This window comes from Burkholderia sp. E168m23, assembly GCF_016586125.1.
GTDB lineage: Bacteria > Pseudomonadota > Gammaproteobacteria > Burkholderiales > Burkholderiaceae > Burkholderia > Burkholderia orbicola.
In genome coordinates this window covers 1-1748 of the sequence record NZ_BCPP01001206.1, presented here as the reverse complement: position 1 = coordinate 1748, position 1748 = coordinate 1, and the positions used below count along the sequence as shown (strand labels likewise).

The 1748-nt window shown below is 71.6% G+C and carries 2 protein-coding genes; both read left to right on the top strand.

The window, feature by feature from the left end; genetic code table 11:
- Nucleotides 1-56: 56 nt before the first annotated feature.
- A complete protein-coding gene (gene eutB, locus JMF90_RS35725; protein ID WP_201317210.1) occupies nt 57-1028 on the top strand; it encodes a hydroxyectoine utilization dehydratase EutB in 972 nt (323 codons plus the stop codon).
- A 1-nt stretch (nt 1029) separates the two neighbouring features.
- On the top strand, nt 1030-1748 hold a 719-nt coding region (locus JMF90_RS35720), incomplete at its 3' end, for an ornithine cyclodeaminase family protein (RefSeq protein WP_201326218.1).

Genomic DNA, 1748 nt, shown 5'->3' with positions numbered 1-1748 from the left:
CGCGATTTGGAACATTAGACTGGATCGCATCACATTCGTCGCGAGGCGCGCGTTCCATGTCCTTCCTGTCGCTGTCCGACGTTTACCGCGCGCGCCGTCGCCTCGCCGGGCGCGCCGACGGTACGCCGCTCGTCGCGTCCGCCGCGCTGTCCGTGCGCGTCGGCGCCCCCGTCTACCTGAAACTCGAGACGCTGCAGCCGACCGGCAGCTTCAAGCTGCGCGGCGCGACCAATGCGCTCGCGGAACTCGCGGCCCAACGCGTGACGCGCGTGGTCACCGCGTCGACCGGCAACCACGGCCGCGCGGTCGCGCATGCGGCACGCTCGCTCGGCATCGACGCGGCCGTCTGCATGTCGTCGCTGGTGCCGGCCAACAAGGTCGATGCGGTCGCGGCGCTCGGCGCGCGCGTGGTGATCGTCGGCGAGAGCCAGGACGACGCGCAGGTCGAAGCACGGCGCCTGGTGCGCGACGAAGGCTATGCGTACGTACCGCCGTTCGACGATCCGCGCATCATCGCGGGCCAGGCGACGATCGGCGTCGAGATCCTAGAGGCGCTGCCCGATACGGCGACGCTCGTCGTACCGCTGTCGGGCGGCGGCCTGTTCAGCGGCGTCGCGTTTGCCGCGAAGACGATCCGGCCGCCGATCGAGATGATCGGCGTATCGATGACGCGCGGCGCCGCGATGCATGCGAGCCTCGCGGCCGGCCGCCCGGTCGACGTCGCCGAGCAGCCGACGCTGGCCGATTCGCTCGGCGGCGGCATCGGTCTGGACAACCGCTACACGTTCGACATGACGCGCGCGCTGGCCGACGACGTCGTGCTGCTCGACGAGCCGTCGATCGCGCGCGGCATCGCGCATGCGTATCGGGAAGAGCGGCTCGTCGTCGAAGGCGCCGGCGCGGTCGGCCTCGCCGCGTTGCTGGACGAGCGGATCGTGCGCCGCGATCGCGGCGGCCCGATCGTGGTCGTCGTGAGCGGCGCGAACATCGACATGGCCGCGCATCGCCGGCTCGTTTCGGAGAACTGACATGGCCCATCCCGTCACGTTGCTCGGTCAGGCGCAATTGCGTGCGCTGGTGCCGCTCGATCTCGCCGCGATCGACCAGGTCGAGGCCGCGTTCGCGTCGCTCGCGACCGACGCGGTCGTGATGCCGCCGATCCTGAATCTCGCGCTGCCGGCGCGCCACGCCGAAGTCGACGTGAAGACCGCATATTTGCCGCGTTTCGACAGCTTCGCGATCAAGGTCAGCCCCGGTTTCTTCGACAACCCGTCGCTCGGGCTGCCGAGCCTGAACGGGCTGATGCTCGTGCTATCGGCGCGTACCGGCCTGACCGAGGCCGTGCTGCTCGACAACGGCTACCTGACGGCCGTGCGCACCGCGGCGGCCGGCGCCGTGGCCGCGCGCCGGCTCGCGCGCGCCGATGCGCGCCGCGCGGCGATCGTGGGCGCGGGCGAGCAGGCCCGGCTGCAACTCGCCGCGCTGATGCTGGTGCGCGACATCACGCACGTGACGGTGTGGGCGCGCGACGCCGAACGTGCCGCGCGCTTCGCGGCCGACGTGCGTGCCGCGCATGGAATCGACGCGATCGTCGCGCGCTCGGTGCACGCGGCGCTGGCCGATGCGGACATCGCGGTGACGACCACGCCGAGCCGCGCGCCGCTCGTGCACGCGGAAGACCTGCATCCCGGGCTGCACGTGACGGCGATGGGCTCGGACGCCGATTACAAGACCGAACTCGCGCCGTC